This is a genomic window from Bradyrhizobium erythrophlei, from assembly GCF_900129425.1.
GTDB classification, from domain to species: domain Bacteria; phylum Pseudomonadota; class Alphaproteobacteria; order Rhizobiales; family Xanthobacteraceae; genus Bradyrhizobium; species Bradyrhizobium erythrophlei_C.
The window spans coordinates 3,431,149-3,454,287 of sequence record NZ_LT670817.1; the positions used below are offsets into that span (position 1 = coordinate 3,431,149).

The window sequence follows — 23,139 nt, forward strand, 5'->3', positions numbered from 1 at the left end:
CGCGGGCCCTCCCGGATCACTTGGGTCTCACATCCCTCGCCATTTCGAGGCAGGTCAGCAGTTCGACATAGCTCGGACTGCCGTCGATGCTGGTTTCCTCGGTGCACTGCCTGACATCGCTCGCGGCAAATTGCGTCCATTCCGCTCGCAGCTGGTTGAGCGCCTGCTTCTCATCATCGGAGCATCTGTCCAGCATGGCCTTGGTGCCGCCTTCGGACTGGCATTCCAGCGTGATATTGAATTTCGGCACGGTGTTGGCGCCAGCGATGGGGTGCAGCGAAGTCAGGAAAATAATCGGCAGGTGAATCAACATTTTTGCTCTCCGGGCGGCGTGGCTTGACCCAGTCTGCTACGCCGGTTCGGCGGGCGTATTGACGGTATCAAGCGGAGGGGCGCTAACGCAAAGCGTCTGTCAGGCGGAGGAACCCGCTTTAGAACGTTATCAAGAAAGCCATCATTCCATCATGCGGCAAGCCGGTTCACGCAACCGTTACAGTCAGAAAGGCCTCCTCGATAACGAGAACCCGCCGGAACAAGACAGCCGCGATTGCAATTGAGGCAAAGGGGCACGCTGAAGGAGGTCCTGTCCCATGATCCGTAAACTGCAGTCGGGCGAATAGCGGCTCTATTCCCGCAAGGCGAATCCGAAAACCGGCAAGCGCCGCAATCTCGGCACCTTCAAGTCGCGCGCGGCGGCAGAAAAACACGAGCGTGCCGTGCAGTATTTCAAGCGGCATTGAAGGCTCGCTGGCACGACCGCGCCGCGCCGAATGGCGATTCCCATTTCACGGTATGTTCAACGCGACCGGCGGGAACGCGATGTCGGCATCGGGAGTTAGGGGCGCATCGACAACCCCGCATATGAACAGTGGACATGGCGACGACAACCAGCAAGGCCGGCGCGGCCATCGGCTTTCTTCTCGCGGCGGGCGTGCTTGCGGCAGCGCCCGCCGTGGCGCAAGGTTTCGCTGACATACAGAATCCCGGCAAAGTCGGTCCGCCCCTGGAAACCGTCAAAACGTTCGGCGACGATTTCCGGCTGGTCGGCATCGGCGTCTCGCGCGAGGGCAGGGTGTTCGCGACCGCACCGGCCTCCCAGGTCCGTTCGCACTTCAGCATGATCGAGGTCGATCCCAAAACCGGCGCGGTCACGCCATATCCCGATGCCGCCTGGAACACTTTCAACGCGCAGGGCGACGGCAAGTCGCAATGGATTTCGGTGCAGGCGCTGTGGGTCGACAAGTCGGACCATCTCTGGGCGCTCGACTCCTCGCTGCCGAAGCTCGATCAGGATCGCCTGCCGCCGAAGCTGGTCGAGTTCGACCTCGCGAGCAACAAGGTGATCCGGCAATATGATTTCAACGGCGTGGTCTCGGCGAAGGATGCGCTGAACGATCTGCGGATCGATACCGTGCACGATTATGCCTATCTCACCAATGCCGGCAACAAGGGCAGCCTGGTCGTGCTCGATCTCAAGACCGGGAAAGCCCGGCAGGTGCTGGTCGGCGACCGCTCGACCTTTGCCGAACCCAGCCAGCATCTGATGATCGGCAAAGAGATCGCGCTGCGGCCGGACGGCTCAGTGGTGGCGATCCACGCCGACGGCATCGCACTTTCTCCGGACGCGCAGTGGCTCTATTACCGGCCGCTGACAGACCACAATTACTGGCGCGTGCCGACGTCGGCCTTGCGCGACACGAAGCTTTCCGATGCCGAGCTTGCCAAAAAGGTCGAGTTTCTCGGCACCTCCGTGCTGAGCGGCGGGCTGATCATGGATTCCAGCGGCACGCTGTATGGCGGCGATCTCGAACATCGCACCGTGGCGGCGATGACGCTGACACCGGATAAAAAGCTGGACACCAAGGTTTTCGTCAGCGACCCCACAAAGCTTTCCTGGGCGGACGGTTTTGCGATCAGCGGCGGCTATCTCTACATCTCCGATTCCCATTTGTGGGAAATCGCGTTCAAGAACAACCTGCCGCGCTCGGGACCGTTCACGATCTTCAAGGTGAAGCTGCTGCACTGAGCGTTGCGACTTTTTCTGCGTCGTCCCCGCGCACCCGGACGTGTCGCAGACGCAAATTCGCGACCCCGCGGCGCGATGCGCTCGAGGTTGCAACTAATCTCCGCCCCGAAAACAAAGGGCGCCCCTTTGGGGACAGGACGGCGGGGATATAGAAGCGATTTGGGTCGGGCGCCAAGTGAAATTCTGAAAATCAGAAATTGATCGATGGGCGGTTGGCGTGGACGTGACCGGCAAAATCGTCGAGACGGCCTTTGCGATGGTCCTGAACATCGGCGGCAACGGTCAGATCACCCCGCTTCCAGGTGCCGGAAGACAGCTTTGCCGTCTCCCGGGCGGCGCAATACGTTCGCACGTGCATCATGACGGGATCGGTACCATCGGATGAATGGAGAGCGCCCAATGACCTGGATTTTGTTCGTCGGTCTGGAACCGGAAGCGGTCGATTTCTCCGATCCCGCGCTGCCGCCCGGCTTCAACGCGGAAAAGATTCATGCCGGGATAGCGGTGGCCATGCGGCAAATAGGGGAACGCGGATGGCACGCCGATCTTTGCCTGATCCGTCCCGACGAGACCGCCGGGCCCGCGCTCGAGAGCCGGCTCGGAGCCAAGGTTTACGATTGCGTCGTGATCGGCGCCGGCGTGCGGCTGCCGCCCAGAAACCTGCTGCTGCTGGAGGTGCTGGTCAACGCCGTGATCAAGGCGGGGCCGGGTACGGCGATCGCATTCAATACCCGGCCGGAAGACAGTGCCGATGCCGCGGCGCGCTGGCTGAAGGTCGGTTAGTTTCGCAAAGCCGGTGCTCCCCGGGCGGCGATTACTTTCGCGCTCGTTCAGTGGCCCACTGTCTCCGCGCTGCGGCCCGGCGGCCTGGGCCGCGCCGGTGCCGGCGAACCCACTTCCTGACAGGGGATCTCGATCCATGCGCCGCCGGGACCCTGCTGGAGCGAGTGGCATTGCGATGGCGCGGATTTATCTTCGGCTGGCGGGGCTGCTGTCGAACTCTTTGCCAGCACCGGCGCCGTCATGATGGCGAGGGCGGCGAGCGAACCGAGAAACGCGCCGACTTTCCGCATGTGAAACCCTCCGTCTCGCAGATGAATTTCCTGGCGGCCAATTTCGCGGGGAATGTGGATGAATTTTGGCGCGATCCGACGCGGCCGGATTTTGCTTAATGTTCGGCAAAGGCCGAGCGGCGCCGGCCTACGCTTGCTCGGTTTCCGCGAACGGCAGGCCGGGGCGATACAGCAAAACCGGGCGGATTTCATACATCGCGCCGGGATTGACCTGGCGCAGGTCGCGCGCGGCGGCGATGGCGGCGTCGCGATCGGCGCAATCGACGAGGTAGAAGCCCAGCAGCTGTTCCTTGGTCTCGGTAAAGGGACCATCGATCACCACGCCGGCGCCGGGGCCACGCAACACGCAGGCGCCTTTGGTTGCCCCAAGGCGCGCCGACGGCCCCATGCTCCCTTGCTGTGTGAGGCGGTCGTGAACCCTGCTCAGATCGAGCATCAGCGCCGCGTCTTCGGCCGGAGTCCACGAGGTGACTTCCTCTTCGACGTGATAGGCCAGGATGGCGTAGAGCATGGGTTGCCTCGTTCGGGTTGGATGGGCGGATGATCTGAGGACGTTTCAGCACGCCCGATCCCGACATCGTTACAGGCCCACGTCGTTAGACGGCAACGGCCCTTTCGGCCGGACTTTGTCCGCTCTATGAATTAGGCTGGCCGTTTCCGGCAGTTGCGCGCGCAAGGGCGACGCGCCCGCGGATTTCATCGCCAGGGAGAGCCGACCCATGAGCCTGCTGGATCAGCCTTTCGACCCGGCGCGCGAGGCGGCGCTAGTCACCGGCGCGGGAAACGGCATCGGTCGCGCGATCGCGCAGGCCCTGGTCGGCGAGGGGGTGCGAACCGTGTTCGCCGACCTCAACCCCGACACGGTTGCTGCCGCGATCAAGACTTCGCCCCGGCCGGAACTGGCGGTTCCCTGGGTCGGCGATCTCGCCAGGCCCGCCGCATGCGATGCGCTGCTGGCCGATGCCCGGTCCGCGGTCGGGCTGGTGACGCACTTCGTTCACAGCGCGTCGCCGCCGCGGCGCGAGGCCGATCATGCCTTCGCCGTCAGCCAGCAGATCTGGGCGCAGATGCACGCGGTCAACGTCGATGCGGGCTTTCACCTTGCGCGCGAACTCGCGCGCCAGCTGATCGCGGCGCAGGCGCCCGGCTCGTTCCTGTTCCTGACCTCGCTTCATTCGGGTACGCCGCGCAACCTGCCGCATTATTCGACCGCCAAGGCGGCACTGGCGATGCTGGTGAAGGAACTTGCAAGGACCCTTGGCCGCTTTGGAATCCGGGTCAATGCGCTGGTGCCCGGCGCCATCGCCGCGGGCGGCTTCAATGCCGATCCGGCGCTGGCGCGGCACATCCCGCTCGGCCGCCTCGGCCAGGCTGAAGACCTTGCGTCGATGGCGCTGGCGGTGCTGTCGAACCGGTTGTCGGCCTATGTCACGGGCGCCGCGATCGTGGTCGACGGCGGCCTGTCGCTGATGAACTGGTTCGAGCCGCCGGCGCTGGATGACCTCTAAGAGCGGGTGATCTCGGGGGTGTGGGGGCGGCACACCGCTTGCCACCACGCGGCCCCGCGGTTTGCGGGCCGCTGCTGTCATTCCGACCCGGACATGCCGGACGGTTTTAGTAGGCGAGCGCGACGATGATGATGAGGCTGATCAGCAGAAGCGCGACCAGATTTCCATCAAGCCCATCAAGCTGTTTCCTGTCGAGGTGGATACGCATCGAACGGTACTCCTCTTTACGGAAGCTTCCCTGACAACCTGACAATACGCCTAGACGGTTTCCGTTCCAACACGCGATTTCCGATCGAGCGGTCCGACAGCAATGCGCGGAGCACAGCAGCACGGTTGGGTGCGCCGCACTCGCGTGATGGCAAGCGGCGATCAATCGGTCCTGGCGGCGGCGGCGCGCACGAAGGCGGCGAGTTCGGCGTTGAAGCGGGGGGCGTCCTCGTAGAACGGGGAATGGCCGACCCCCTCATAGACCGAGAGTTTGGCGCCCGGGATTGCTTCGCTTCGCTCGCAATGACGGCGTGCTCAGCGCTTAGGGCGCGATAGAGCGGTAGCCCGCATGAGCCAACGGGTCGGCGCGAAGCGCCGCCCGATGGCGACATGCGGGGGCCACGCCGAATGCGAAGACCCGGATATCGCTTGCGCTCATCCGGGCTGCGCTGGCTGGCTTTTTTCTTGCTGGCTTTGTCCCGGGTTTAAGCTGTCTTGGCGAACAGCGTCAGGACACCGTCGGCGATGTTGATCGCAACGACTTGTGCCGAACTCAGGCCCTTGGCCTTGAGCGCGGATGCCGCCTCCGGCGTCGCGTCGATGGACTTGCGAAGTGACTGTATGTCCTCGTCGCTTGTGTGCGCGACGATGTCATCGACCTTCGAGCGCACTGACGGTTTCAGGTCCTTGATGTCGACGACCTGTATGCGCTTGATGACCGTGCTGGACTGAGCAGGCGGTGTCTGTGCCTCTGGTTGCGAGGGCGCCCCTTGCGGTTGCGAGGGTGTTCCTTGTGCCTGCACGAAAGCCGGCGTCCCGAGGGAGAGGGCTGCAACAATGACGGATGCCGTAAAAATGCGCATGGTCATTCCTTTCAGTTTTGAAAAACTGCGGAAAAACCTATCAAGCAAGTTTGGTTAGGGTCTGATTCCCGTGTGGCCATTCAGTGAAACAAATGCGGCTGCACGTTGTGCGCGGGCAGGGCTGATCCGCGGGATTCTTCGCCGATAGTGACGGCGAAAAAATCGCAGACGCCGGGAACAAGGAACTCGCGGGGAACCTGGATCACGGTGTCGGCCCGGGACGACGTGGCTGTGAATTTCCAATTCAATTGTCATGCCGCGAGAGGGTGTGCGTCCGCAATCTCGCGGCGCGATGCGCCCGAGCTTTGCGTTGGTTGCCGCCCTCGATAACAACAAGAGGGCGCAGGGAAAGCCGGGTGCGCGCTGCACCCGCGGTCTCGCGTGCAATAGTGCATAAGGAACGCACACGAGCATACAGGTTCAGCGGAGGCAATCCGGCCTTCCCTGCGCGATGGTTTACGGCTTATTCCGCGCTCTCCCCGGTGACCGGCTTTCTTGCCACCGTCATCCCTGAGAAACTTGTTTCTCAAGAACTTGACACCAGCGTCGGGGTGTCAGGACCACACGGCTTCACTGTCCGCCACGGCAGCATTCGTCATTCGCCGCCATCGCGTCCACCGCATCCCACCGCACGTTCGTGACGATCGCGAGCCGCCCCTCTCATCGGGTGAGACGGGCGGAATGTAGACTGATTTGTGAGTTCGGAAAATCAGAATATTTTTACCCAGCGGGCTTGACCGACTTTTGGGTGATTTGCCCGTCGTGTTGATGTGTCGCGGTTCGGGTCGGAAGATTTCGCTTGCGCGCGTGGCGAAGCAGGACCTCATCCTGAGGAGCGGCCACTTGGCCGCGTCTCGAAGGATGGCCGCGAGTCCGTACGTTACATCCATCCTTCGAGACGCTTGCGGAGTTTATCATCGGGCCGCGCTTCGCGCGGACCCGGTGGCAAGCTCCTCAGGATGAGGTCAGCAAGTAGCCCGCATGAGATCCCGGATATCGCTGCGCTCATCCGGGCTACGCCTGCATCGGTGAGACGAAATGCGACGCGGTTCTCTCATTCGGAAAGCGTGCGCTGTGCGCGCGTGGTGAGAAACATCTCCTATAATTCCCAAATCTTACGACTGTTATATTTCCGTGCGCGAATGAACGACCAGAAGCGACTGAATGTTTGAAGCGAGATTCTCCTCCGCTTCGCACATTCGGAAATTCATTCCGTTGACCTCCTCGATTCCTGGCTTCAAGACTCGCGGTGGGGCCACACGGAAATCGATTGGCGATGATGGCAAAGCGCCGCTGCGCAGTCCGCGCACGGTGAGTCACGCCTATGACGGAGGACCCATGTCGTCGGGAGATCGAAGCTTCATTACGGAAAATTCCGACGATGATGATGAAAATGCCGTATCTGCTGGCTCGTACCGCGCGACACGCCGCCTGGTGCTCGCCGCTGTCGCCGACCGTGCTTCCGAATCATGGTTCGAGCGGCACGATGGGCCGACGCTTCTGGTAACGCTGGCGATCTACACGAGCTGGCTGTTTCTGCTCGTTTTGCATCGCTACGTCCCGTGGTGGATCACGGTGCCGCTCGCGGGTTACGTCGTACAATGGCATTTCTCGTTGCAGCACGAAGCGATTCATGGCCTGCGGGGCATACCGGGCTGGCTGCGTCGCGCGCTCGTCTGGCCACCGCTTGGCGTCTGGTTCCCCTTCGAGCTGTATCGCCGGTCGCATTCGCGGCACCATCGCAACCACCATCTCACCTATCCGGGGGAAGATACGGAATCGTACTATCATGAGGAGGAGGATTGGGAGGACTACGGCGATCTGTCGAGATGGCTCCTCATCGTCAATCAGACATTCCTGGGCCGCCTCCTTATTGGCCCGTTCCTGCTCACACCGCACTTCTTTATCAAGGAAGTCGGTAAGATAGTCGCCGGGGACCTGGCAGATCTCGGCATCTGGGTTCGCCACATCATCGCAGTGGCCTTGATCCTGCTGCTCGCGGCCGAAGCCTTCGAGGTGTCTGCTTTGCAGTACCTGGCGGAGTTCGTCTACCCCGGTCTTGTGCTGGGCATGATGCGTAGCTTCACGGAGCATCGTTGGGGCGAGCGACCGAGCGAACGCACGGCGGTTGTCGAATCGAACTGGGTCTTTGGTTTGCTGTTTCTCTGGAATAATCTTCACGTTGTTCATCACGCCTTCCCGACGCTGTCCTGGTGGAAGGTCCCTCGCGTCTGGCGGCAACATCGCGAGCAAATCCAGGCCTATAACGGAGGATTTGTGTTTCGGGGCTACGGAGAGATCGCGAAACGATGGCTCCTGACGCCGAATTTCATTCCGGTTCATCCACCCAGTTCCGTCAGCAGGAATTCGGCGTCATGACGCGAATCCATTCCAACCTCACTGGCCGCTGCGATGCTTGATCGATCGAAAACGGGCGTGAATGACCAGATAACGCGGACGGCAAGTCTGCCGATGTACTGTCTTCCCGAGATGCAACCAGCAAATTCCGCTCTCCTGGCGGCATTGCAGCGCCGGCTTCGTGCCAAGGGCATCGAAGCGGCGGGAACAAGTTTCAACAGCAGCCACGGCGCGGTGTCCGATGGTATCGGCCCGGGAATTCTCTTTACCCAGATTTGCGGTTATCCGCTGTTCAAGCATTACCGCAACCAGTACCGCGTACTTGCGACGCCTCACTACGCAATGCCTGGATGCGTGGGGTCCAGCCATCGGGCTTTCTTCATGGTGCGCGCCGACGATCCAGCCGGGCGCCTGGAAGATCTGCGCGGGCGGGTATTCGGCTGCAACAGCTTGTTCTCGAACTCCGGAATGAATCTTCCGCGGTTATCACTGGCGCGGATCGCCGGCGGCATGCCCTTCTTTTCCTCCGTCGTGATGACGGGCGCGCATGTCACAAGTCTCGATCGGCTTGATGCTGAGAACATCGATATTTGCGCGATCGACAACGTGACCTGGGGGTTTTTCAGGAAATTCCGGCCCAGTGCCGCCAAACGATACCGAATACTCGACGAAACCGTATCCAGCCCGTCTCTGCCTTTTGTTACCTCGGTGAATACGAGCGAATCCGATGCTGTCGCTCTTGCCGAGGCACTGTACGAGATCATGAATGATCCGCAGATCGCTCACATACGCGAGGCGCTGGAGCTCACCGGTCTTTCTGTACCCGATGTTGCCGCCTACGAACGTTTGGCTGATTATGAGCGGGAAGCCACCGACCTTGGTTTCCCCGAAATAAAATAGCGCGCAGCTGCGCTATTCCGCCCTACGAGCTGGACAGGTTTTGATGATTTGCCTGTCGGGTTGTTATGCCGCCGTTCGGGTCGGAAGATTTCGCTTGCGCGCGAGGCGAAGCAGGACCTCATCCTGAGGAGCGGCTACTTGGCCGCGTCTCGAAGGATGGCCGCGAGTCCCTGCGTCGTGTCCATCCTTCGAGACGCTTGCGGAGTTTATCATCGGGCCGCGCTTTGCGCGGACCCGGTGGCAAGCTCCTCAGGATGAGGTCAGCGCATAGGGCGCGATAGCAAGTAGCCCGCATGAGCCAACGGGTCGGCGCAAAGCGCCGCCCGATGACAGGCTCCGCGATATGCGGGAGCCACGTCGATGCAAAAGACCCGGATATCGCTCCGCTCATCCGGGCTACGACTCGCTGAGTCGATCTTCCAAGACGAGTTGCAGGGGACCGCAGGACGCGCGATGGCCACCGGGTCGCGCGAACGCGCGCGCGATGACAGGTTCCGCGTATTGCGCCGCTCGGCGTGCGTTATTCTGTGGCACAAGAAACACACTCAGCACCAAATCGCACTGACGAAGCCGTGCCGACCTCGTCCGGCCACGGTTCCGCCCCGATTAGACTGCGACCCTGACGGCATGTTGATTTTCGACTTGGGCTGGGGCGCGAGTTGGGGATGCAACATGATGTCCATCGGCTGTGGAAGTACGTCAGGGATCGATACCACAACAGGCGGCAAGATTGTTCGGCTGTTTGCACTCGCTCTGGGAGCCGCTTCGCTGGCGGCCTGCGCCCAGTCCTCCGTTGTCAGCCAGAGATCCGAACTTCGTCAAACCAGAGTGGCGTCGATCGAACGCGATCGATCGGCATCGTACATGATGAGGCGGCGCGTAGCCTCGGTGAGAAAGCATACTCCGTTCGCGTCGCACCGGCATGCACCCGGCACCAAGACAGCCTCGCAGGGGATTGCCAGCTTCTACACCGAGGGAACGGAGACCGCGAGCGGCGAAAAGTTCGACACCAACGACTTGACCGCGGCGCATCCGACGTTGCCGTTCGGCACACGATTGCGCGTGACCAACGTCTCCTCCGGCCAGTCCGTGACGGTGCGGGTCAACGACCGCGGTCCTTATGTTCATGGGCGGGTTGTCGACGTTTCCCATTCCGCGGCGGATGCGCTCGGCATGGTCGGAAAGGGCCTTGCCAACGTCAAACTCGAAGTCGTGCAGTAGAAGGCAGAGCTGGTTTAAGCCGCAGGGCGCAAAGCGCGATCCGATGGGCGTAACCCTCCTTCGGATTTCGGCAGATAGCGGATTACGCGGAGCCTGTCATCGGGCGCGCGTTCGCGCGACCCGGTGGCTAATCTGCCCTCCGACCTCATCCTGAGGAGCGCGCCCTTGCGCGCGTCTCGAAGGATGGCCGCGAGTCCCTGCGTCGTGTCCATCCTTCGAGACGCTTGCGGAGTTTATCATCGGGCCGCGCTTCGCGCGGACCCGGTGGCAAGCTCCTCCAGCGATAACGGCGGAGCCGTTACGCGGGGATGAGGTCAGTGTCCTTTGCCCCTCTGGCCACGAACCTCCGTACTGGCGATCACCAGCGCATCGAGCGAATACCACCCGACAGTAACCTCGCCGATCGCATCGCGATAAGCTGTAGCGGACGACTCGTCCGCCTCGCGGGCTATTCAATCTGTCTATGGTGGAAGTAGTACAGCGTCGCAGCAAGGATTGCCGACGCGAGCACGTAGAAAACCATCACGTCGACGTTCGGGTGTCCTTCCACCAAAGCAATCATCGTCTCCACTCCCTGACAGGTGTGGCTTCTTGTTCTCCTTGGGCGAGCCTTGATCGTGAAAACCTACGCGTGAGCCCTGTGCTCCGGTAGTCTACTTTGTGCGAACGGAAGTCCGCGCCCGCGAGTGCCAGCTCGCAATACGAAAAGCGTGTTGCGCCGCCGGCACCCGTAAATTTTGGCGGAATAGGCTGTGCTATTCCGTCCTCCGGGCTGCTATAAGGGATTCGGCAGCTTTGGGGTGACGAAGCCACCCATAACTTCGGTGGGGGTGATGCGACCGGTAACGCCGCATTCGCGCCAAAGCTGCCGACCAAACCTTGCACCGTCACAGCGACCCGATGCGTTGCGCGATCGCATCCGATGACAGGGCTCCGCGACATGCGGGAGCCATCGCCCATACGAAGACCCCGGATATCGCTGCGCTCATCCGGGCTACGCTTGCTCGAGCCCGCGCATAAGTTTTCAGCACACACAGCGCATGACCACGCTCCCAATCCGGGACTTTACAGTGAGTGTGGCCCGCAAAACACAAGCGCGGGCGGTCTTCAAGGAGTTATGACCGCGCAGTTGCCGTGGAATCAACGAATCAACTAGACCCCTAATGGGGCTGGGAAGCGGAGAGTAAAATGAGAGTCGCTTCCTTAGAAAGTGTCTTGACGGCGGCCACGCTGATATCGGCCATCGTCGTCGTGCTGTGGGGATTGAAGATTTTCCACGGCACGTAAACAGGCAGGAAGCTGGCGTCGAACAAGAGACCTCCGGCCAAGAAGAGGTTCGCGACAAAGGCATCACTTCCGCGGCGGCGGAGGTCCTTCTGTTCCAATTGCTGACGAAGAATTCGCGGCGCTCGGTTTCAAGTCCCTCATCATTTCGGCTTTTATCCAATGATCGTAGCCGACCGACATGCAAGCGTGGCGGAATACGCTTCGCTATTCCGTCCTACGTGCTTATTTTTTTCTCGGGAAAGTTTGAGCTTTTTTGATACGATCAAGCATTATCTTTTTGTATTTTGAATTGCTGGCCGGCCAATTCATCTCAATATAGTCGAGATGCTCAACGACCCCGGGCGAGACTAAGAACTCAACGCCGTTGCCGATGAGCCCCGCCACAAGATAAGTGTACGGCTCATTGTCTTCGTTGTAGTCAACTGCGAAAAGCTCCCAACATTGATTTATGAACGGATCTATGACGCCGTAGATGAATTCAATCGACCTCTTGGATACATCATTCTGCGGTGAGGCAAAATGCTGAATTGTATTTCGCAGCAAACCGAAGGATTTGTAGAGTTGAGGATTTGGAATTTGAATTCCGGTTGTGGCCCAAAGGCGATCAGGAAGTTCCGAGTATTGATATGTGCGACCCTGTTGCAATAAGTGTTCTAGCGTCAGCTTTGTCTTTGTCGCTGGTGGTTTCGGCAAGTGCTCGAAGATCAGCAATGGATGTTGTTGAGCTATTCTTGCCTTGATGAGAATCTCGGCTGCATGTGCCGCTTGCAGGACCGAAAGCTCAGACCACCAATCATTATCCATGCTGTGAAAATTAGCGTAATCGCTTGTTCAACTGTAGCCCAATCCAGACGGCTAGGAGAACGCGAACTGCCATTAATAACCTTCAGGTTTGGACGACTCATAAACCTCCTAGCCAACAATCCGCGTCAAATGCCCGCGCGATCGCCGCCAATGGTCTGTTGCGTGCTAATGCATTCCGCGGCCCCGAATCAGCTAGTTCCACGGTACTGAAATATAGAGGTACCGGAGTCCGCTATTCGCAGTTTTCCGTCGGGCTTCGGCGAGAAACGTCTAATGTTCGTGATATGTTCTATCTTACTCCCAAGAAATTTAGCGGATCGAGAAGTTGCTGAACAAAAAAGGCCGCTGATAAGAGCGGCCTTTATCGTGGATGGCCGGGTCAAGCCCGGCCATGACGATCAGTGAAAGTTCACGAACACCCCGTCGTGCTTCCGCACGTATCGCACTTCATGCAGGTGCCATTCCGCACCAGCGAGAAATGCCCGCATTCGCCGCACATCTCGCCCTCATAGCCCTTTGCCTTGGCTTCGGCCCGACGCTCGGCCTTGGACGGCGCGGCCTGGGCCGCGGCTCCCGCCTTGCTCCACTGCAGCGCTTCCAGCTTTTCGGTCGGCGACAGATCGTGCTGGGCTTCCTGCTTGAACGCGACGGCGCCTTCGACCGCGTCGGCGGCACGCGCCGTGGAGCCGTGCTGGGACATCGAGGTGACGTTTGGCGCCGCCCCTCCCGGCGCACTGCGTGCGCCACCCTCTCCACCAACGGGGGAGGGTGAAGGGCTGCGCATGACCACGAGATTGTCGGTGCGCGAGCGGGTCAGGCCCTTCGACAGGTACTTGCTGCTGGGATGCTCCGGCTGCTTGCCTTCCTCGACGCCCTTGCCCATGGCGTCGAAGTTGGACTCGGAGGGATCGACATGGGCGAGGTCGAAGCGACCCATGTAGCTGACCGCGAGTTCGCGGAACACATAGTCCAGGATCGAGGTCGCGTACTTGATGCTGTCGTTGCCCTGCACGGGCCCGGCGGGCTCGAAGCGGGTGAAGGTGAAGGCGTCGACATATTCCTCCAGCGGCACGCCGTATTGCAGGCCGAGCGAGACCGCGATGGCGAAGTTGTTGATGAAGGAGCGCAGCGCCGCGCCTTCCTTGTGCATGTCGATGAAGATCTCGCCGATCCGGCCGTCATCATATTCGCCGGTGCGCAGGTAAACCTTGTGCCCGCCGACCACGGCCTTCTGGGTGTAGCCCTTGCGGCGGTCCGGCATCTTCTCGCGTTCGCGCATGACGACAATGCGCTCGACCAGCCGCTCCACGACCTTCTCCGAAAGGGCCGCGGTCCGCGCGGCCATCGGCTTGTCGTAGAACGCCTCGACCGCATCCTCTTCCTCGTCGTCGTCGCTGATCAGCTGCGAGTTCAGCGGCTGCGACAGTTTTGAGCCGTCGCGGTAGAGCGCGTTGGCCTTCAGCGCGAGCTTCCAGGACAACAGATAGGCGGACTTGCAGTCCTCCACCGTGGCGTCGTTGGGCATGTTGATGGTTTTGCTGATCGCGCCGGAGATGAACGGCTGCGACGCCGCCATCATGCGGATGTGGCTTTCCACGGACAGATAGCGCTTGCCGATCTTGCCGCAGGGGTTGGCGCAGTCGAACACGCTGTAGTGCTCGGCCTTCAGATGCGGCGCGCCTTCCACCGTCATCGCGCCGCAGATGTGGACGTTGGCGGCCTCGATCTCGCGCTTGGAGAAACCGACCGCTGACAACAGGTCGAAATTCGCTGCGGCAATGGCTTCCGGCTCGATCTTCAAGGTGTCGCGCAGGAAATCCTCGCCAAAGGTCCATTTGTTGAAGGCGAATTTGATGTCGAACGCGGTGGGCAGCGCAGCCTCCACCTTTGCGAGAGCTTCGTCGGTAAAACCCTTGGCTTTCAAGGTGGAAACGTTGATCGCCGGGGCGTTGGAAAGCGAGCCGTGGCCGACGGCATAGGCCTCGATCTCCGCGATGTCGCTTTCGCGGTAGCCGAGCGCGCGCAGTGCCTCAGGCACGGCGCGGTTGATGATCTTCCAGTAGCCGCCGCCGGCGAGCTTCTTGAATTTCACCAGCGCGAAATCCGGCTCGATGCCGGTGGTGTCGCAATCCATCACCAGACCGATGGTGCCGGTCGGCGCCACCACGGTGGTCTGCGCGTTGCGGTAGCCATGGAGTTCGCCGAGTTCGAGCGCCTTGTCCCAGGCGGCCTTGGCGTGCTCGATGATCTCGGTCTGCGGCACGCTGGCGTAATCCAGCGGCACCGGCGAGACCGCGAGCGCCTCATAGCCCCTGCTTTCGCCGTGCGCGGCGCGGCGGTGGTTGCGGATCACCCGCAGCATGTGGGCGGCGTTCTTCTTGTAGCCGGGGAAGGGGCCGAGTTCCTTCGCCATCTCCGCCGAGGTGGCGTAGCTGATGCCGGTCATGATGGCGGTCAGCGCGCCGCACAGCGCGCGGCCTTCCTTTGAGTCATAGGACAGGCCCATGGTCATCAGGAGACCGCCGATATTGGCAAAGCCGAGGCCCAGCGTGCGGAACTCGTAGGACAGTTCCGCGATCGCCTTCGACGGAAACTGCGCCATCATCACGGAGATTTCGAGCACGACCGTCCAGAGACGGCAGAGATGCTCGTAGGCGTCGACGTCGAACAGTTTTGTCGTGGTGTTGTAGAAGGTGATGAGGTTCGCCGAGGCCAGGTTGCAGGCGGTGTCGTCCAGGAACATGTATTCCGAGCACGGATTGGAGGCGCGGATGTCGCCCGACGCCTTGCAGGTGTGCCAGTCGTTCATGGTGGTGTTGAAGTGCAGGCCGGGATCGGCCGAGGCCCAGGCGGCGTGGCCGATCTTTTCCCAGAGGTCGCGCGCTTTAAGGGTTTTTGTCACTTTCTTGTTGGTGCGGCCGATCAGATTCCAGTCGCCATCGGTTTCCACCGCGCGCAAAAAGTCGTCCTTCAGCGAGACCGAATTGTTGGAGTTCTGGCCGGATACCGTGAGGTAGGCCTCCGAATCCCAGTCGGTGTCGTAGATCGGAAAGTCGATGTCCTTGTAGCCCTGCCGGGCGAACTGGATGACGCGCTTGATCATGCCGTCGGCGACCATGGCGCGGCGCGCGAGCTTGATTTCACGGCGCAGCGCCGGGTTCTTCTCGGGATCGAAGCAGTCGTCGCCCGAGCCTTCGCAGTTGACGCAAGCCTTTAAGACCGCCTTGAGGTGGCGCTGGTTGAGCTTGGAGCCGGTGACGAGGGCGGCGACCTTCTGCTCCTCCTTCACCTTCCAGTCGATATAGGTCTCGATGTCAGGATGATCGGCGTCGACCACCACCATCTTGGCGGCGCGGCGCGTGGTGCCGCCGGACTTGATCGCGCCGGCGGCGCGGTCGCCGATCTTGAGGAAGCTCATCAGGCCCGACGAGCGGCCGCCGCCCGACAACTTTTCGCCTTCGCCGCGCAAACGTGAAAAATTCGAGCCGGTGCCGGAGCCGTATTTGAACAGGCGGGCTTCACGCACCCAGAGGTCCATGATGCCGCCCTCGTTGACGAGGTCGTCATTGACGCCCTGGATGAAGCAGGCGTGCGGCTGCGGATGCTCGTAGGCCGACTTCGACTTGGTCAGTTTGCCGGTGAAGGGATCGACGTAATAGTGGCCCTGGCCGGGGCCGTCGACGCCGTAGGCCCAGTGCAGTCCGGTGTTGAACCACTGCGGCGAATTCGGCGCCACCATCTGCTTCGCCAGCATGTAGCGCAGCTCGTCATAGAAGGCGCGGGCGTCTTCTTCCGATGAGAAGTAGCTGCCCTTCCAGCCCCAATAGGTCCAGCAGCCGGCGAGGCGGTCGAACACCTGCTTGGCCGAGAGTTCGCTGACATAGCGCTCGGATTCGGGCAGGTCGGCGAGCGCCGCGGTGTCCGGCACCGAGCGCCACAGCCAGGACGGCACGGTCTCTTCCTCGACCTTCCTCAGGCGCGCGGCGACGCCCGCTTTACGAAAATACTTCTGGGCCAGCACGTCGGAAGCGACCTGCGACCAGAATTCGGGCACTTCGACGTTTTCGAGGCGAAACACCACCGAGCCGTCAGGGTTGCGGATCTCAGATGTCGTCAATCTGAAATCAATTCCTGCGTAAGGTGACTGGCCGTCTGTGGTGTTGCGCCGTTCGATTCGCATGGTCGTGCCCCGTTCTTTTTGACCGGACCGCATCGCGCGGCGCCGGGTGTTGTTCCTTGAGCGAGCCGTCGGTCCCACACAAATAGTGCCGGCCTCCGTGCTTCGCAGTGCAGCCGGTGGACCGGCCTGTTTCTCTGTGCGCAAATCGATGCATCGATTTGCGCTCTCAACGCCCCAACTCGAAACCTGAGCCATTTGGCCCGTTTTTGGCGCTCCGAAAGCCCGGGATTCCGGGCAAACAAGCCCGTCACCCCTGCCTCTTCAGGCAGTCGGAGTGGTCATTTTGGAACCCTGTCAGGGAGCGTTCAGCGGGACTGAAAACTACCCGACACCGAACGATCCAAAACTAGGACGACTCCCTTGCGCCCGTCAAGGATTAGTACGAGTTCCTGAATCAAATACTAAATATGGTGGAAACAGGGGAAAACCAGGGGGGTGAGCCGCCTCCTGACAGCGCCAAGTATCAGTGAGTCCTCAGGGAATCCCAAGCAGAAAAAATCTCGCCGAGCGTGCGAAATCGAGCTTCGCCCGCTGTTCACAGGGCAACTATTTATTGTGCCCGAGGGGTTGCTCTGGCGAGACTCACGTGAAGCTACGGGGGAGTCCGGGCTGCATGCCCGGCGGCCGATCGTATTCGGCCTCGATACGCGGCGAGATGGCGCCGATTCCCACCGGTTGTTTCAACCGACTCAAAGCCACGGTGGCCGGCGTCGCGCCGGTGAGCCGATCGTGACCACGAAAAAACGGCGCACCGGAGTGCGCCGTCTTTCAATCCAGGATCTCACGTGCGGTTACGGGCAGGGGTGCCGGTAGCCGTCATTGCCCAAATACGTTCCGGACTGCGGATCGTAGGAGCGGTAGGTCTGCATGCAGTAGGTGACCGAATCATCACCGCCATCCGGCATGACCGCGACCGGGCCACCATCATAATACTGGTCGTCATAGTAACCCGGCCCGTAGTCCGGTGCGCCATAATAGCCGTAGGCACCGGACGCGAGCGCGCCGCCGACCACTGCACCGGCCACTGCGCCGGGGATAAAGCCGCCGCCGCCGTCGCGGCGATAGCCGCCGCCGCCATCGTGGCGATAGCCGCCCGCGTAGCCGCCGCGATAGACGCCACCGCCGCCGCCGCCGCTAAAACGCGCCCCAGGAGCGCCGCCGCCACTAAAACGCGCCGCCGGTGCGCCGCCGCCCATGCGCGGGCCACCGCCGCCGGCGTGGAAGCTGCCTCCGCCGCCAGGAGCCCGGGCGCCAGCGCCCGCACGTGCGTGTGGGGTCTGGGCGAAACTTGCGGATGGCACCGCCATCGGCAAAACCAGCGCCATGATGGCGGCGGTACTTAAAACTTTAAGACTGATCATCGTCGGCTCCATATGCGAGACCCAGTCCAACCCCTATCCGGGGTGGACGTTCCCGCGCCTTGCACGTATTTGTGCATGCAGGTCAGACTGTGGGACCGGAACTGTACGCGGAATGAACGGATTGCGCCGATTCCGCGACGGAACGCGCTGACGCCGTGGGCGGGCGGACTTCGCCCGAACCGCCTGAAAACCGGACTTAACTGGACAATTCGGCCGGCTGATGGCATCAGACGGCCAGCGCTTCTCGAACCGGCCGGCCCCGATGAAACTGTTTCTTCTCAAGATGTTCACATGGTGGAACGGCCAGACCTTCGGCACGCAATTGTGGACGTGGCGGTTCGGCGAACTGGTCGGCGAGGACGAGCAGGGCAACCGCTACTTTCGCACCAGGGGCCGCAAGATCGATCCGGCGCTCGGCTTCGAGCGGCGCTGGGTGGTGTACAACGGCTATGCCGAGGCGACGCGGATCCCGCCGTCGTGGCATGGCTGGATTCATCACACCGTCGACGTCGCGCCGACCGAGGAAAGCTACAAGCCGCATGAATGGGAAAAGCCGCACATTCCCAACATGACGGGAACGCCGGCGGCCTATCGTCCGCCAGGCTCGACGCTGGCCAGCGGGCGCCGCCCTAAGGCCACCGGCGACTACCAGCCCTGGACGCCGGGGAACTGAACTTCCACTGCCGTCATTCCGGGGCAGCCCGCAGGGCTGAACCCGGAATCTCGAGATTCCCCGATGTGCAATTGCACATCTGAGGTTCGCTCGCTTTGCTCGCGCCCCGAATGACGGTGTTCACGCCTGTGAACAGCGGGGAGAGCGGGGATATATGTCGCCGCGTTCTTGCCGCCTCCACGCGATCATGGCCCAATGGCTCACCCTACGGAGGTGGGAAACCATCGCGTCGGTTCGGGCCACAGTTCGCGACTGCCCCGATTTGCAGCGGCACCCGATGAGGACAACGGCTGGGAGATAGGCCCCTGGTGCAGACATCCTGAAATCGCCCGTTAATGTGGAGCCGCCGTAGGAAAGGAAAGGCCGTCTGGGAAATCCCAGGCGGCCTTTTTCTTTGCATCGATCCCAATGGAAGTATTTTACGCCAGCCGCGCGGCGGCGCGATGCACGGCCTCGCCGCGGCGTTTTTTGGACGGCGCGATTTTCTCCTTGGTCAGCGCAAGAACTTCCGGCGGCGCGGTATCGGGCGAGCCGGCGTTGAACGGCGGCGCCGGGTTGTATTCGATCCGAAGCTGGATCGCTTCCGCGGTTGGCCGGTCGACCATGATCGATACCAGGGTCAGCGCGAAATCGATCCCCGCGGTGACGCCGCCGCCGGTGATGCGGTTGCGGTCGACGCAGACGCGGGTGTTGGTCGGTATCGCGCCGAACGACTCAAGAAATTCCATCGCCGTCCAGTGCGTGGCGGCGCGGTAGCCCCGGAGCAGGCCGGCGGCGCCCAGCACCAGCGATCCCGTGCAGACCGAGGTGATGTATTTGGCGCCGACCGCCTGCCGGCGCAAGAAGTCCAGCATCTCCTCGTCATTGACCATGTCATCGCTGCCGGCCCCGCCGGGGACGCAGATCACGTCGAGCTGCGGGCAATCCGCGAAGGTAACGGTGGGCGTCAGCACCATCACGGAATCGCTCGGCACCGGCTCCATCCGTTTCCAGATCAGATGCACGTTGGCGCCGGGCACGCTCGAGAACACCTGCAGTGGTCCGGTGAAGTCGAGCTGGGTCACCTTGGGAAAGATCACGAGACCAATCTGGAGCGGCGCGGACATATTGAAGGCCTTTCGAGGTTTGCGATTTTGCGGCCAGCACCTACGCCCGTCATTGCCGGGCAAAAGCGCGAAGCGCGTCTTCGCGCTGGATGACCCGGCAATCCATCACCTTCGCGATGAGTCTTGCGAAGATGATGGATGCCCGGGTCAAGCCCGGGCATGACGACCTCATGTGTGAAGGCCGAGCCGCCACTTGACCCCTCGATCCTGCCATGATGAGCTCTTGTCTGAAATGCCATATTTCCCTCATTTTCAGACACGGCCTCAATCATGATCGGCATCCTCGTATTTCCCGATTTCCAGCTGCTCGACGCCGCCGGTCCGATTTCGGTGTTCGAGATCGCAACGCGCTTGAGTGGCGCAAGCCCCTCGATCAGGGTGTTGGCGGCGAACCCGGGGCCGGTGCGCAGCACCTCCGGCGTCGAGATGGTCGCGCGCGGCTTTAAGCGCTCCGGCGCGATCAGCACCCTGGTCGTGGCCGGAGGCGAGGGAGTCGACGCGGTGGCGAGATGCGACAGGACTCTGACCTTCGTGCGGGGAATGGCCAAACGCGGCGTCCGCCTCGCCAGCGTCTGCTCCGGCGCCTTCATCCTGGCCGAAGCCGGCGTGCTCGACGGCCGTCAGGCCACCACGCACTGGCAGCGCACCCGGCAATTTCTCGCCAGCTATCCCAGGGTGAAACTGGAGCCCGACCGGATTTTCGTCCGCGACGGCAATATCTGGAGTTCGGCCGGCATCAGCGCCGGCATCGATCTGGCGCTGGCGATGGCGGCGGAGGATTTCGGTGACGACGTCGCGCAAAAGACCGCGCGCCAGCTCGTGCTCTATCACCGCCGCAGCGGCGGGCAGTCGCAATTCTCGTCGCTGCTGGAACTGAAGGCGCCCTCGGGGCGGTTCGGACCGCTGCTGAGCTGGGCGCGCGAACATCTCGATGCGCCGCTGACGGTGGAGGATCTGGCCGAGCAGGCCGGCATGAGCTCGCGGCATTTTGCCCGCGCCTTCATTGCGGAGACCGGCACCACGCCGTCGAAGGCGGTGGAGCGGCTGCGGATCGAGGTGGCGCGGCAGCGCGTGCAATCCTCCAGCGAGGCGATCGAACGCGTCGCGCAGTCGACCGGCTTTCGCGATCCGGAGCGGATGCGCCGCGCCTTCATCCGCGCCTTCGGCCAGCCGCCGCAATCGCTCCGCCGCGCGGCGCGGGCGGGGTAGGGCGGAACCCGTCCATCGGCGCGGGAACAGGAGATTGAATGCCGCGTTTAGCCAGCACGCCTACGGTTGCAGCGGCAAAAGCGCGTTCTGCAGCGTCGCGCTTGAAATCCCCATCAGTCCCGTGAACGGGTTATCCAGTTCCAAAATCAGAAAAATCGCGCCGGAAAACGAGAGCGCGCATACCAACAGAGAAGCCATCACGACCAGATTGGCTCGCGCAAATAAAGTGAAGCTCACGAAAATCGCGCTAAGCCAAAAAACCAGAATGATCAAAAATGGAACCGGAATTGACCCGCCGGTCTGCGTGAACAACTGCAACCGGATCTGCGCGCCTTCCGTGAGAGCCTGAATGGCGCGAGATTGCAGCGAACGTTGCGCATCACTGTTAGGCGACAGCCGCTCCAGTTCATTTTCGAATGCCGACGATTCGGCCGTCGACTCGAAACGAGCGGGTTTGCCGGCCGGAATCCCTTCCTCATGCCAGATCCGATGGGCCAGCGGCTGAATGCTCTGCCGCAGAAGATTTCTGAGAGGAGTTCCCTCCGGACCATATTGCGCAAGCAAATCGTCCAGAAGGATTATGGTCGAGGTCAGTTGTCTGACCTGGTTGGTTTTCTGATCGAATGAACTTTTCGCGGATGCGATCAGCAGACCCAGCACCAGCGCGGTTAATGTGCCAATCAGGCCCGTTGCCATTTTTACAACGTCCCTGGAGTCCGGATGCAGGTGATGCTCCGACAACAAAGGTCGAACAATCACCCCAACCAGGGCGCCGCCAAATATCAACGCGAACACAAGCAGCGAGATCAGCAGATAGTTCATAGCTGAGATCTCTCTGCCATCTTGGTGGCGATCAGAGCCAACGGCGTGAGCATCGATACCTCAGCGTGGGCGCTCTGGTACATTTACTGGGCCGTCAGGCTCGGCGGCCCCTGGACTTTCGTCACCGGCGGCGGGGACCATCTGCCGGTGAGCGCTTCCGACTTCGGGCCATAGAGACGCATGGTCAGGTTGAAGGCTCCCTTCGGCGCGGGCAGCCAGTTGGCTTCCTTTTCTTTTCCCGGACTCTCGTTTTGGAAATAGAGGTCGAGAGAGCCGTCGGCGTTGGTCTTGAACGGCATCCAGCTGCTGACTGCGAACCGGTTGAGCACGTTTGCCACCTGGAAACCTTCGGCATCGTAAAGCGTGATCGACCAGAAGGCATTCACCGGCGGCGTGGCACCCCTCTCGAAGTGCAGCGTGTATTTGTTCGCGCCGTCGAGCGGTTTGCCGGTGTCGTCGAAGAGGTTCAGTGGATAGATGGCATCCTCCGGCAGATTGGCGCCGAGTCCGAACTGCGTGACCATGGCGCGCTTCAGATAGTAATTGCCGTAGACGCCCATGGTATCGGTGTTCATCGACCATCCGTTCACGACTCGGGCGAGCGTGGGCATTTTCCACTTCATGAGCTGCTGCGCGGCCTCGGGGACGCTTTCCAGCGCCTTCTTCACGGCGGGGTCGAGTTTGTCGAAGTCGAAGCTTTTGCCGGGTTCGATGCCGATGAGCTTCATCTGCGCGATGATCGGCTGATCCGTGATGTGGGGAGGGTGCAGCTTGAGCAGTTCGGCGGCGTAGGCGAAGTATTTAGCCGCCGGCATGGTGTCGACCTGAATCTTCGGCGGCGTCTTCATGTCCACGCCTGGATCGATCGTCACCGTCACCGGCTCCGGTGCCTTGCCCCAGCCCGAGAGCGGCGTGACCTTGTAGCCGGCCTGAATCTTGTGCACGGCGTCGTAATCGGCCGGGCCGTCAGTCTTGGTGCGGCCGATGATCCAAACATAGGGGGTCGGCGCGTTGATGCGCGTAAATCCCTCCGGAACGGCTCCGCTCCATCCGGGCGGGGTGAGAAGGAAAGTGCCCGCCTGGGTGCCGGTCGTCCGCCAGCCCGGCGACGCGAAGACATCCGTCCACATGTCGAGCATCGGCAGCAGGTAATACCGCCCATCCGTATCCGGCACGGAGACGATTTGTGGCTCCCTGGTGAGATCCAGCCATGCGATGGAGTAGAGCGTGTCGAAGTTGATCCGCACGACCACCTTCAAATCAGCGGGGGGAAACGCCGGGACGTTCACGAACATGTTCATAGGGCCTTTGCCGAGTTCCTTCCCGGCCTCGATGTTCGTTGACTGCTTCCGGGTGATGTCCATGGAGATGAGCGGGTAGAAATATAGGTAGGCATCGACGCCGATGGCGTGCGCGGCCTCCTCGGTGATCAACGGCGAAGCGCTCTGCGCCATCGCCGATACTGTAAGTGCGGGGCCGGCAAGAAGTCCCAAAATGAGTGCAATCGTTCTTCTGTTCATATTGCCCTCCTGCCACAAACG

The 23,139-nt window shown here is 61.5% G+C and carries 19 protein-coding genes; 8 read left to right on the forward strand and 11 right to left on the reverse strand.

Annotated features, from left to right (window positions below):
• Positions 1 to 16: 16 nt before the first annotated feature.
• Positions 17 to 313: a hypothetical protein gene (locus B5527_RS16220; RefSeq protein ID WP_079602411.1), complete on the reverse strand. Its 297-nt coding sequence runs from the start codon at positions 311 to 313 to the stop codon at positions 17 to 19.
• 561 nt (positions 314 to 874) lie between these two features.
• Between B5527_RS16220 and B5527_RS16225 the strand changes: the two genes are divergently transcribed.
• The gene (locus B5527_RS16225) at positions 875 to 2,026 is read left to right on the forward strand and encodes an L-dopachrome tautomerase-related protein (protein WP_079602412.1); all 1,152 of its coding nucleotides are present in this window, start codon (positions 875 to 877) and stop codon (positions 2,024 to 2,026) included.
• A gap of 190 nt (positions 2,027 to 2,216) precedes the next feature.
• Here B5527_RS16225 and B5527_RS43980 read toward each other — a convergent pair whose 3' ends face one another.
• Positions 2,217 to 2,387 (reverse strand): hypothetical protein, encoded by a 171-nt coding sequence (locus B5527_RS43980; protein ID WP_154072282.1) that lies wholly within the window; start codon positions 2,385 to 2,387, stop codon positions 2,217 to 2,219.
• Between the two features lie 38 nt (positions 2,388 to 2,425).
• Here B5527_RS43980 and B5527_RS16230 point away from each other — a divergent pair, with 38 nt between their 5' ends.
• The gene (locus B5527_RS16230) at positions 2,426 to 2,809 is read left to right on the forward strand and encodes a hypothetical protein (protein ID WP_154072283.1); all 384 of its coding nucleotides are present in this window, start codon (positions 2,426 to 2,428) and stop codon (positions 2,807 to 2,809) included.
• 47 nt (positions 2,810 to 2,856) lie between these two features.
• Here B5527_RS16230 and B5527_RS16235 read toward each other — a convergent pair whose 3' ends face one another.
• Positions 2,857 to 3,099 (reverse strand): hypothetical protein, encoded by a 243-nt coding sequence (locus B5527_RS16235; protein WP_079602414.1) that lies wholly within the window; start codon positions 3,097 to 3,099, stop codon positions 2,857 to 2,859.
• Between the two features lie 127 nt (positions 3,100 to 3,226).
• Positions 3,227 to 3,610 carry a YciI family protein gene (locus tag B5527_RS16240; RefSeq protein WP_079602415.1) on the reverse strand — a complete coding sequence of 128 codons (384 nt, stop codon included), beginning with the start codon at positions 3,608 to 3,610 and terminating at the stop codon, positions 3,227 to 3,229.
• A gap of 208 nt (positions 3,611 to 3,818) precedes the next feature.
• Between B5527_RS16240 and B5527_RS16245 the strand changes: the two genes are divergently transcribed.
• A complete protein-coding gene (locus B5527_RS16245; protein WP_079602416.1) occupies positions 3,819 to 4,607 on the forward strand; it encodes an SDR family NAD(P)-dependent oxidoreductase in 789 nt (262 codons plus the stop codon).
• A 692-nt stretch (positions 4,608 to 5,299) separates the two neighbouring features.
• Here the strand turns inward: B5527_RS16245 and B5527_RS16250 are convergent.
• Positions 5,300 to 5,677 (reverse strand): hypothetical protein, encoded by a 378-nt coding sequence (locus tag B5527_RS16250; protein ID WP_245332622.1) that lies wholly within the window; start codon positions 5,675 to 5,677, stop codon positions 5,300 to 5,302.
• 1,164 nt (positions 5,678 to 6,841) lie between these two features.
• On the opposite strand from B5527_RS16250, the gene B5527_RS16255 reads away from it, so the two are divergent.
• The 3 genes from B5527_RS16255 to B5527_RS47625 all read left to right on the forward strand — a co-directional run bounded on the left by B5527_RS16255 (position 6,842) and on the right by B5527_RS47625 (position 10,156).
• On the forward strand, positions 6,842 to 8,056 hold the full coding sequence (locus B5527_RS16255; protein WP_245332623.1) for a fatty acid desaturase: 1,215 nt from the start codon (positions 6,842 to 6,844) through the stop codon (positions 8,054 to 8,056).
• 57 nt (positions 8,057 to 8,113) lie between these two features.
• Positions 8,114 to 8,935, forward strand: a complete 822-nt coding sequence (locus B5527_RS16260; RefSeq protein ID WP_245332624.1) for a phosphate/phosphite/phosphonate ABC transporter substrate-binding protein — start codon at positions 8,114 to 8,116, stop codon at positions 8,933 to 8,935.
• 672 nt (positions 8,936 to 9,607) lie between these two features.
• Entirely contained in the window at positions 9,608 to 10,156 is a 549-nt protein-coding gene (locus B5527_RS47625; protein ID WP_079607323.1) for a septal ring lytic transglycosylase RlpA family protein, read from the forward strand.
• 1,509 nt (positions 10,157 to 11,665) lie between these two features.
• Here the strand turns inward: B5527_RS47625 and B5527_RS16275 are convergent.
• The 3 genes from B5527_RS16275 to B5527_RS16285 form a co-directional block, all read right to left on the reverse strand.
• Positions 11,666 to 12,247 (reverse strand): hypothetical protein, encoded by a 582-nt coding sequence (locus tag B5527_RS16275; protein ID WP_079602419.1) that lies wholly within the window; start codon positions 12,245 to 12,247, stop codon positions 11,666 to 11,668.
• Positions 12,248 to 12,656: 409 nt separating this feature from the next.
• Positions 12,657 to 16,427 carry a vitamin B12-dependent ribonucleotide reductase gene (locus B5527_RS16280; protein WP_079602420.1) on the reverse strand — a complete coding sequence of 1,257 codons (3,771 nt, stop codon included), beginning with the start codon at positions 16,425 to 16,427 and terminating at the stop codon, positions 12,657 to 12,659.
• Positions 16,428 to 17,218: 791 nt separating this feature from the next.
• Complete coding sequence (locus B5527_RS16285) at positions 17,219 to 17,788, reverse strand: BA14K family protein (protein WP_079607324.1); 570 nt, start codon at positions 17,786 to 17,788, stop codon at positions 17,219 to 17,221.
• 262 nt (positions 17,789 to 18,050) lie between these two features.
• Here B5527_RS16285 and B5527_RS16290 point away from each other — a divergent pair, with 262 nt between their 5' ends.
• The gene (locus B5527_RS16290; RefSeq protein ID WP_079607325.1) at positions 18,051 to 18,461 is read left to right on the forward strand and encodes an NADH:ubiquinone oxidoreductase subunit NDUFA12; all 411 of its coding nucleotides are present in this window, start codon (positions 18,051 to 18,053) and stop codon (positions 18,459 to 18,461) included.
• Between the two features lie 419 nt (positions 18,462 to 18,880).
• On the opposite strand, the gene B5527_RS16295 is transcribed toward B5527_RS16290, so the two are convergent.
• Complete coding sequence (locus tag B5527_RS16295) at positions 18,881 to 19,567, reverse strand: DJ-1/PfpI family protein (protein WP_079602421.1); 687 nt, start codon at positions 19,565 to 19,567, stop codon at positions 18,881 to 18,883.
• 270 nt (positions 19,568 to 19,837) lie between these two features.
• Between B5527_RS16295 and B5527_RS16300 the strand changes: the two genes are divergently transcribed.
• Positions 19,838 to 20,776: a GlxA family transcriptional regulator gene (locus B5527_RS16300; RefSeq protein ID WP_079602422.1), complete on the forward strand. Its 939-nt coding sequence runs from the start codon at positions 19,838 to 19,840 to the stop codon at positions 20,774 to 20,776.
• Between the two features lie 60 nt (positions 20,777 to 20,836).
• On the opposite strand, the gene B5527_RS16305 is transcribed toward B5527_RS16300, so the two are convergent.
• A complete protein-coding gene (locus B5527_RS16305; RefSeq protein ID WP_079602423.1) occupies positions 20,837 to 21,598 on the reverse strand; it encodes a DUF4239 domain-containing protein in 762 nt (253 codons plus the stop codon).
• 83 nt (positions 21,599 to 21,681) lie between these two features.
• Positions 21,682 to 23,118, reverse strand: a complete 1,437-nt coding sequence (locus B5527_RS16310) for a DUF1254 domain-containing protein (RefSeq protein WP_079607326.1) — start codon at positions 23,116 to 23,118, stop codon at positions 21,682 to 21,684.
• Positions 23,119 to 23,139 lie beyond the last annotated feature (21 nt).

Excerpts from the sequence above, each read along its gene's own strand:
- B5527_RS16245 (WP_079602416.1), top strand. The coding sequence starts at position 3,819 with ATGAGCCTGCTGGATCAGCCTTTCGACCCGGCGCGCGAGGCGGCGCTA.
- B5527_RS16250 (WP_245332622.1), bottom strand. The coding sequence starts at position 5,677 with ATGCGCATTTTTACGGCATCCGTCATTGTTGCAGCCCTCTCCCTCGGG.
- B5527_RS47625 (WP_079607323.1), top strand. The coding sequence starts at position 9,608 with ATGATGTCCATCGGCTGTGGAAGTACGTCAGGGATCGATACCACAACA.
- B5527_RS16290 (WP_079607325.1), top strand. The coding sequence starts at position 18,051 with ATGAAACTGTTTCTTCTCAAGATGTTCACATGGTGGAACGGCCAGACC.
- B5527_RS16230 (WP_154072283.1), top strand. The coding sequence starts at position 2,426 with ATGACCTGGATTTTGTTCGTCGGTCTGGAACCGGAAGCGGTCGATTTC.
- B5527_RS16305 (WP_079602423.1), bottom strand. The coding sequence starts at position 21,598 with ATGAACTATCTGCTGATCTCGCTGCTTGTGTTCGCGTTGATATTTGGC.
- B5527_RS16280 (WP_079602420.1), bottom strand. The coding sequence starts at position 16,427 with ATGCGAATCGAACGGCGCAACACCACAGACGGCCAGTCACCTTACGCA.
- B5527_RS43980 (WP_154072282.1), bottom strand. The coding sequence starts at position 2,387 with ATGATGCACGTGCGAACGTATTGCGCCGCCCGGGAGACGGCAAAGCTG.
- B5527_RS16310 (WP_079607326.1), bottom strand. The coding sequence starts at position 23,118 with ATGAACAGAAGAACGATTGCACTCATTTTGGGACTTCTTGCCGGCCCC.
- B5527_RS16295 (WP_079602421.1), bottom strand. The coding sequence starts at position 19,567 with ATGTCCGCGCCGCTCCAGATTGGTCTCGTGATCTTTCCCAAGGTGACC.
- B5527_RS16255 (WP_245332623.1), top strand. The coding sequence starts at position 6,842 with ATGTTTGAAGCGAGATTCTCCTCCGCTTCGCACATTCGGAAATTCATT.
- B5527_RS16240 (WP_079602415.1), bottom strand. The coding sequence starts at position 3,610 with ATGCTCTACGCCATCCTGGCCTATCACGTCGAAGAGGAAGTCACCTCG.
- B5527_RS16225 (WP_079602412.1), top strand. The coding sequence starts at position 875 with ATGGCGACGACAACCAGCAAGGCCGGCGCGGCCATCGGCTTTCTTCTC.
- B5527_RS16275 (WP_079602419.1), bottom strand. The coding sequence starts at position 12,247 with ATGGATAATGATTGGTGGTCTGAGCTTTCGGTCCTGCAAGCGGCACAT.
- B5527_RS16285 (WP_079607324.1), bottom strand. The coding sequence starts at position 17,788 with ATGATCAGTCTTAAAGTTTTAAGTACCGCCGCCATCATGGCGCTGGTT.
- B5527_RS16235 (WP_079602414.1), bottom strand. The coding sequence starts at position 3,099 with ATGCGGAAAGTCGGCGCGTTTCTCGGTTCGCTCGCCGCCCTCGCCATC.
- B5527_RS16300 (WP_079602422.1), top strand. The coding sequence starts at position 19,838 with ATGATCGGCATCCTCGTATTTCCCGATTTCCAGCTGCTCGACGCCGCC.
- B5527_RS16220 (WP_079602411.1), bottom strand. The coding sequence starts at position 313 with ATGTTGATTCACCTGCCGATTATTTTCCTGACTTCGCTGCACCCCATC.